Annotated in this window: 5 protein-coding genes and 1 pseudogene; 3 read left to right on the top strand and 3 right to left on the bottom strand. The window is 51.0% G+C overall.

Going from position 1 to position 7,868, the window contains the following annotated elements:
* A pseudogene (locus IBT46_RS24875) lies at positions 1-161 on the bottom strand (Rhs element Vgr protein); the annotation flags it as partial.
* Positions 162-938: 777 nt separating this feature from the next.
* Between IBT46_RS24875 and IBT46_RS24870 the strand changes: the two are divergent.
* Positions 939-2,054: an ABC transporter substrate-binding protein gene (locus tag IBT46_RS24870; protein ID WP_234480287.1), complete on the top strand. Its 1,116-nt coding sequence runs from the start codon at positions 939-941 to the stop codon at positions 2,052-2,054.
* 57 nt (positions 2,055-2,111) lie between these two features.
* Here IBT46_RS24870 and IBT46_RS24865 read toward each other — a convergent pair whose 3' ends face one another.
* Together IBT46_RS24865 and IBT46_RS24860 are read right to left on the bottom strand one after the other, a co-directional pair.
* Positions 2,112-4,103 (bottom strand): TonB-dependent siderophore receptor, encoded by a 1,992-nt coding sequence (locus IBT46_RS24865; protein WP_234480286.1) that lies wholly within the window; start codon positions 4,101-4,103, stop codon positions 2,112-2,114.
* 372 nt (positions 4,104-4,475) lie between these two features.
* Positions 4,476-4,982, bottom strand: a complete 507-nt coding sequence (locus IBT46_RS24860; RefSeq protein ID WP_200547849.1) for an ATP-binding protein — start codon at positions 4,980-4,982, stop codon at positions 4,476-4,478.
* Between the two features lie 582 nt (positions 4,983-5,564).
* Between IBT46_RS24860 and IBT46_RS24855 the strand changes: the two genes are divergently transcribed.
* Both IBT46_RS24855 and IBT46_RS24850 read left to right on the top strand, forming a co-directional pair.
* Positions 5,565-6,548, top strand: coding sequence for a DUF1852 domain-containing protein (locus IBT46_RS24855; RefSeq protein ID WP_200547848.1), 984 nt, complete (start codon positions 5,565-5,567; stop codon positions 6,546-6,548).
* 27 nt (positions 6,549-6,575) lie between these two features.
* Complete coding sequence (locus IBT46_RS24850) at positions 6,576-7,604, top strand: methionine synthase (RefSeq protein WP_200547847.1); 1,029 nt, start codon at positions 6,576-6,578, stop codon at positions 7,602-7,604.
* Positions 7,605-7,868 lie beyond the last annotated feature (264 nt).

The raw sequence follows: 7,868 nt of genomic DNA, 5'->3' as shown, positions 1-7,868 counted from the left end.
CTGATGGCATGCTGGCTGCTGGTGAACTCAATGCGGTAACTGAACGGCTGGCTTAATGCCTCCCGGCCTTCAAAGACCAGCACGTCCAGATCCGCATCACAGCCGCGTACCGCCAGCAGGTGGTGGCTGTGGCTGAATTTAATCGCGGGATTGCTGCTCATGATTACTCTCCTTGTATTCGGTCTGATTCCAGCCCAGCATCCTCTTTTCACACCATACCGGTCAAAGTGGCTTCAGTTCTTGCGGCCATGTGGGCCAGCAACTGCAGTCTCCTTATCGGCAAAATTTCTTGACTGGCTGTCGACCCTGTTTTTTCATCCACCCTGGCATTAAATATTCATCCCGCGTCGTTTTATTCATGGAAATAAATCCCGCAACTCAGCAATTGATTATTGTTATAGAAATACCACCATTCCAATTAACGTATTTAACCCAAAAAAACCGCCAGCAATTATTAAAAACATGCAAAGCAGCCTCCCACATTGACATGGCATTAATATCGAAAAAATACCCTAAGCATCCAAAACCACCCTCACCCAATCATTCAATACGTCATACTGATTATATTTCTTGATATTTTTTCGTGTTCCCTACCTTGAGGAAGAACACTTCACCAGCATTTTTTAAAATTAGTACGCAACTCAAGGTTGACACCTTGTCCTCACCAGGAATTGCTTATACCCCAGCAATTACTGATGCCCATCCCCTCGCCAACAAACTAAACCTCAGCAAACAAAACGCAGACAGCCAACACTCTTTACAGAAAATTATGTGACCAGGATATGCGAGGCCGAGCGGACAGGGACGTGGCAGCGGGTCCGCGTTCCGGCCGGCCCCGATACGCCGGGAGTGGAAGCTGAAGCTGAAGTGACTGAACCGCATCATACAAACTGCTATTATGTTGAGCAAATTCAGGCCGTAACAAGGGAAACCAATAATTGAACTACATCAGGCTGTTGTTGTTAAATTTAGTGCTATGGCCCCTTCACGGCTGGTCGGCCGCCGTTGAAGTCATCGATATTGCCGGAAGGCACGTTACCGTTAATGCACCGGTTTCGCGAGTGATACTGGCCGACAGCCGTATGCTACTGCCAATGAGCTTACTGCACCCTGGAGATCCCCTAAAAGGCATCGTCGCCTGGGATGATTCACTGAAAACTCGCGCGCCGGATATGGCGCGCTACTTTGCACGCAGCGCGCCAAAGCTGTCGGCTATTCCAACATTTATCAATCCCTATCGCAGCACATTCAGCGTCGAAAATGCCAGTGCACTACAGCCTGACCTTGTCGTGTTTGATATTGGCATTCTTCCCAGGCTACAGAATGAAGGTACTCTGGCGCTGCTGGAAAAAATGGGCATTCCAGCGATTTTCATCGACTTTCGCCAGCAGCCATTAACCAACACGCCTTTAAGTCTGCGCCTGCTCGGGCAGGTGACCGGTGAACAGCAGAACGCCGACAGATTTCTCAACCTTTGGCAAAGTCTGCTGGAACGGACAGCGCAGCGAGTCGCGGCAATACCACAATCACAGTGGCCGGGCGTGGTGTTTGAAAATCATGCCGGGATGACCGGCGACGGCTGCTGTGCCGTGTTCGGGCGTGAAAGCTTTGGTCAGTTTATTCCGGTAGCAGGCGGACGAAACCTGATGGCCGATAAAGTCCCACCGCAGGGCGGAGACATCAGCGCGGAACTGCTGATCGTTGCGCGCCCGGATGTTTATCTGATGAGTGGAGCGGACTGGAGCCAGCGCGGCGGCACGTCGCAGGCCGTGGCGCTAGGCTATGAAGCGACGCGAGCCAGTGCTCTGCCCCGCTTACAATCGCTCATGCAGCGGCAGGGAGTTAGCGTGTTGTCAGCAGATAAATCAATGCGGATCATGGCGATCTATCATCAGTTTTACGATAGTCCGTTTAATGTGATTGCGCTGGAAGCCATGGCCAAACTTTTCCATCCTCAGGCCTTCGCCGATGTCGATCCACAGGCCGATCTCGCCACTGCCTATCGGGAATACGTTGGCCTTCCCTATAGCGGTTTGTTCTTCTTACAGCCATAAAAAAAAGCCAGTTCACTACGAACTGGCTTCCTCAAGCTGGCGTTATTTTACCGTTAATCAGAACTTCAGGCTAAGTCCGGCAGTAACGGAACGACCCGGTGCAGGCTGGCGTCCCCACGGGCTGGTGTCGATACCGCGGAACCAGTAGTCGCGGTTGAACAGGTTATTAACGCCAACATAACCGTTAAGCAGCGTATCGTTAGATTTGTATAGGTCGCGGCTGACCTGTGCATTCCATACCCAGTAGGAAGGGAGTTGCCCAACTGAATCGGCACTGTTTTCTTCACGTGTATTGGCCGCATCAGAATACGATTTACTGAAGTAATAGCCCGCCAGCGAGAAAGTGGTGCCACGCCAGTCATAGCTACCGTCCAGGGTGACCTGAGTGCGTGAAGCATAAGGCACGTCTTTCCCGGCATTCAGACCATTACGTTGCTCAGCCTGCAAGTATGCATAACCGGCGTGCAGTTTAAGATCTTCAACCGCTTCCGGGCTCCAGAACCCTTCCAGCTCCACGCCCTGGTGACGTGTGCGGCCAATGTTCAGGTAGCTGTCGCTGACGCTGTCGTAAGAAATCTGATCTTTATAGTCGATGCGATACAACCCGGCCTGAAGACTGACATTTTTCGTCGGCGTATAGCGCACGCCGCTCTCATAGTTCCACGCCAGTTCGGAACTGACATCGCCCCCCTTCACGATCTGCGTAACCTGTGCCGGGCGCAGACTCTTTTGCATATCGGCATACAGGAACCACGTAGGGGTCAGCTGGTAGCCGACCGTCAAGCCTGGCAGCCACTGATCGTCCGGAGAAGAGAAGTGCTGACCGCTATTTTTATCGGTGTATTTCTCATTCACATGCTCAAAACGCATTCCCGGGGTGATGGTCAGCGCGTCGTCAAACAGTTTTATGGCGTTGCTGATATACCCTGCCCAGGCCCGGTCATCAAAGCTCCAGTCACGAGTGATTGCCGTGGTGCCGGTCGCCAGCGTTTTCTGACGCACCTGATAATCCACTTCTTCACTGACAAAGCGCCCGCCGATGATCCACTGCTGGTTCACGCTGTTGCCATTGATGTCCATGCTCAGGCGTGGTTCCGTGCCCCAGACTTTGAAGCTGCGTGGTGAGTTCTGCACAATGTCGGCAGGTAGCGATGGATTCCAGCTTTGACCAGCGACTTTGCTCATTCCAACGTGGAAATCACGTTTGGATTCATGGCCAAAGAACATCCAGTTAAATTCTGCCTGGTCGATGAATCCAAGGGAACCCAGCTGTTGGTTATAGACTGCACTGTAGCGTTTTGTGTGGCCATCATAGTTATCCCACGGACGGGTATTCTGCCGACGATCGCGGCGATAGTCGTCCGCGGTTAGCGCACCGGCAAGGTCGGCATGAGCATCGTAATACTGATAGGAGAGGTTAAGCGTCGTATCTTCATTGATATTCCACAGGCCGCGCACGCGCAGGTTCTGCACTTCGCTGGCGCTGTCAGCGCGGAATGAGTTCCCTTTTACCTGGTTCGCTTCCACCTGCAGGCCGAAATCATCATTCAGCATGCCGCCGGTACGCAGGTAGGTATCCCAGAGGTTTCGGCCTTTCCCATAGAAGGTTGCGCGCTCGGCGATTTCATTTTCCCACTTCAGTGGAATGGGCTTGCTGATCAGGTTGATGACGCCCCCCACGTTGTTCGGGCCGTACTGTACCGCCGCTCCGCCACGCACCACATCAATTCTATCGATGGTAGCGAAGCTGACCGGGAACAGCGACATGCCTTCCTGACCATACGGAGCCAGTACCAGCGGAATACCATCCTCCAGCAGCTGGGCCCGGCCGCTGCGACTGTCGTAAAGACCACGTACGGAAATCTGCGGAAGAATGCCAGTACCGGTCTCATCCTGAATTTTCACCCCGGGAACGCGCTGTAGCGCATCGTCCAGCGTACGGTTAGCCCCTTTTTGCAACTGATCGTGACTAATGACCGTTCGGCTTCCGGCCCAGGTTTTCACCTCTTCGGCCCGCGAATCTCCAAGAATATTGCCTGAAACGGTCATCGTTTCTTCCGCGGCCCAGGCCATGTTACTGGCCAGAATGAATGTTAAAGCAGTAGCTATTTTTGTGCGTTTCATTGTTCGCTCGGAATATTTCTAGCAATTAGTAATGAGTTTGATAGACATTACCATTATCAATGAAAGCGAAATAGCCAACGGCTGAAAGTAAATTTTTGTCAAGTCACTTAAAAGTCAGGTTTTTCCTTTATTCAAAATGGTCCGAACGGCTGGAGAGCAGGCCAGGCAACGGATGGGATAAAACTCAGATTGTTATTCAAATAAAATGAATATCTTGGTGAAATATATTAACAATGAGAAAGATCCCACCCTGTGCCAGCCAATAAAACATATCAAGCAGGGGCAAAGGAGAAGGACTTAACGGTATTCAATCACCTCGAAACCTTCATCCACTCCGGGTTCGGCGAAATAGCGGGTGATTAATTCAAACTGTGCATCCGTCGCCGCAAAATCGTGTGAACCTTCCGCATTACGAGCACACAAACGCGCTTTGCATACCTCATCAGAAACCTTCAGATAGTGCAGCCGATTATCTGCACCGGATGTCTCAACAATGCTCATCATCCAGTCGCGATTCGCCCGGGTATTTGCCGGAAAATCCAGCACCACCGAAACGCCGCCCTGAAGTAAGGAAACCAGGTGCGGTTTCATCGCCTCTTTGAGCTTCGCGGCGCAGCGCACATAGTCGGCGACGGAATGCATTTCACCGGCATAAAGTGCAGCAAGCCAGCGATCTTCACTGATGATCATAGTACCGGGAGAGGCGGATAGTTTGTCAGCCAACGTAGATTTACCGGAGGCGATTTTTCCACACAGCAGGTGGAGCGTGGCTTTTTCTGTCTTTGCTGGCGTATTGCTATTCATAACTGACCTCACTGGTTGATTACCGGTAAGGCCCGCCTTACCGGCGGGAAAATGACGTGCGTTATCCCACCTGAGTATAGGAGGTGATAATAATGATCGCTGAGTGGGATGACGCTGAGAAAATGTTGTTCATTGTTTTAACTTAGCAGAGCATGAAGGAGAAAGCAGCGGGTTTTTAGGCTGCAACTCAGAAACATGCAGGCAATCGGGGATGGGCGGATAAACGGGTCCATGGCCACCTGGACGTGCGAGGCCGAGCGGAAGGGGTTCAGTTCAGTGGCAGCAGGTCCGTGTTCGGACAACCCCGATACGCCATGCCCGCAGACTGAAGCTACCGAAGCCAGACGTTGAATCTGCCCAACATGTCCAAAACCGCATCGCTCCCACGCGATCATGAAATTTCTTCATGTTCGGTGAAATTAAATCACTTTTCCTCACGCAAATAGTCTGGCATAAAATGTGCATTAATTACTATAGACAATCATGAAGATTGCTGAAGTGAAAAGCCAGAAGAACATTGCAAATTTGAGAAGGCAATAAATAAATTCAGCTTTAATTCAGAAATCAAGACGGCAGGTTACCATGACTCAAGAATTTAATTTTTCGATTAAAAAAACGCGTTTCGATGAGAACTACAATCCATCCGAAAATACGCGCATCACCACCAACTTTGCTAACCTGGCCCGCGGTGAAACCCGCCAGCAAAACCTGCGCAATGCCCTGGTGATGATGAATAATCGCCTCAATAACCTGGCGCACTGGGATAATCCCAAAAGCGATCGTTACGCTATCGAACTTGATATTATTTCGGTTGATTTAAATATTACTGGCGAAAATCACAATAGTGCTTTCCCGGTGATTGAAATTTTAAAAACCAATATCATTGATAAAGAAACCAACGAACGCATTGAAGGTATTGTCGGCAATAACTTCTCCTCCTACGTTCGTGATTATGATTTCAGCGTGCTGCTGTCAGAGCATAATAAAGGTAAAACGGGATTCAGCACGCCGGAGAATTTCGGCGATCTGCACGGCAACATTTTTAAATGCTTCGTGAAGTCCGAAACGTATAAAGCGCACTTCTCCAAGCAGCCAGTTATCTGCCTGAGCGTCTCCAGCAAAAACGTCTACACCCGCACGGGGAATGTCCATCCGGTGCTGGGTATTGAATATCAGCAGGACGAACCGTCCCTGACCGATCACTATTTCGCCAAGATGGGCCTGCATGCGCGTTACTTCATGCCTGCAAATAGCGCTGCGCCGCTGGCCTTCTATTTCACCGGCGACCTGCTGAGCGATTACACCAATATGGAGCTGATTGCGACCATCAGCACCATGGAAACGTTCCAGAAAATTTACCGCCCTGAGATTTACAACGCGAACTCGGCGGCCGGGCAGTGCTATCAGCCAAGCCTGAATCATCAGGATCACTCATTAACTCTGATTGTTTACGATCGAGTAGAACGTAGCCAGCTAGCCGTTGAGCAAGGCAAGTTCACCGAGCTGCACTTTATCAAACCTTATCAGGCCGTTCTTGAAGAATGGTCCGCTGATTACGCTATTTGATCCACCCAATATACAAGGTCATTTTTCATGAAAATTTTGTTACCTACGTCAACCGCTGGCAGCTTACCGAAACCAACATGGCTGGCACAGCCGGAGACGCTTTGGTCACCGTGGAAATTAGAAGGCGATGAGTTAATTGCGGGTAAACAGGATGCTTTACGCCTGACGCTGGATAATCAGGTTCGTGCAGGGATTGATATTGTCAGCGACGGCGAGCAAACCCGTCAGCACTTCGTGACCACGTTTATTGAACACCTGAGCGGCGTTGATTTTGAAAAGCGCGAAATCGTTCGTATCCGTAATCGTTACGATGCCAGCGTGCCGTCGGTCATTGGTGAAGTAGTACGTAAAAAACCCGTTTTCGTGGAAGATGCGAAGTTTTTACGTAAGCTGACCGATAAGCAGATTAAGTGGGCGCTGCCGGGTCCAATGACCATGATCGACACGCTGTATGATGGTCACTACAAAAGCCGTGAAAAGCTGGCGTGGGAATTCGCTAAGATCCTGAACCAGGAAGCGAAAGAGCTGGAAGCGGCCGGTGTCGATATCATTCAGTTCGATGAGCCAGCCTTCAACGTCTTCTTCGACGAGGTGAACGACTGGGGCATCGCCGCTCTGGAACGTGCCGTTGAAGGTCTGAAGTGCGAAACGGCTGTGCATATCTGCTACGGCTATGGCATCAAAGCCAATACCGACTGGAAAAAAACGCTGGGCACAGAGTGGCGCCAGTATGAAGAGGTGTTCCCGAAACTGCAGAAATCCAGCATCGATATCGTTTCACTGGAGTGCATGAACTCCCGCGTACCGATGGATCTGATCGAGCTGATTCGCGGTAAAAAAGTGATGGTCGGCGCGATCGATGTGGCCACAAATACCGTCGAGACGCCTGAACAGGTTGCCGATGTGCTGCGTAAAGCGCTGCAGTTCGTGGATGCCGATAAGCTTTATCCATCAACCAACTGCGGTATGACACCGTTATCTCGTCAGGTTGCAACCGGCAAACTGGAAGCCCTGAGTGCGGGTGCAGAGATCGTTCGTAAAGAGCTTTCTGCCTGATAAACGGATTGTTCAGGCACAGGGATGTGCTGCCTTCGCTATTTCGCTGAAAGATCGGTGAACGGGGCGACCGTTTCGGGCAGATCGCCGGGTCGCCGTGAATCCTCCCTGGAGGCTTGGCTGCCGCATCCATGCGGCAGACACCCGGCTAACCTGTCCCGTAACGGTTCCCCTTCCAATCATTGCGTTGCTGCCAGAAGAAATCAGTTATTCAAGCAGCAACGCCAAAGCACTCAGGCAATCGGGGCTGGACGGATAAGCGGA

Source organism: Erwinia sp. S38, from assembly GCF_016624545.1.
In the GTDB taxonomy this organism is placed as follows: domain Bacteria; phylum Pseudomonadota; class Gammaproteobacteria; order Enterobacterales; family Enterobacteriaceae; genus Erwinia; species Erwinia coffeiphila.
The sequence above is the reverse complement of the archived record's forward strand: the minus strand, read 5'-3'. Positions and strand labels throughout refer to the sequence as shown.

Excerpts from the sequence above, each read along its gene's own strand:
- IBT46_RS24865 (WP_234480286.1), bottom strand. The coding sequence starts at position 4,103 with ATGACCGTTTCAGGCAATATTCTTGGAGATTCGCGGGCCGAAGAGGTG.
- IBT46_RS24850 (WP_200547847.1), top strand. The coding sequence starts at position 6,576 with ATGAAAATTTTGTTACCTACGTCAACCGCTGGCAGCTTACCGAAACCA.
- IBT46_RS24860 (WP_200547849.1), bottom strand. The coding sequence starts at position 4,982 with ATGAATAGCAATACGCCAGCAAAGACAGAAAAAGCCACGCTCCACCTG.
- IBT46_RS24855 (WP_200547848.1), top strand. The coding sequence starts at position 5,565 with ATGACTCAAGAATTTAATTTTTCGATTAAAAAAACGCGTTTCGATGAG.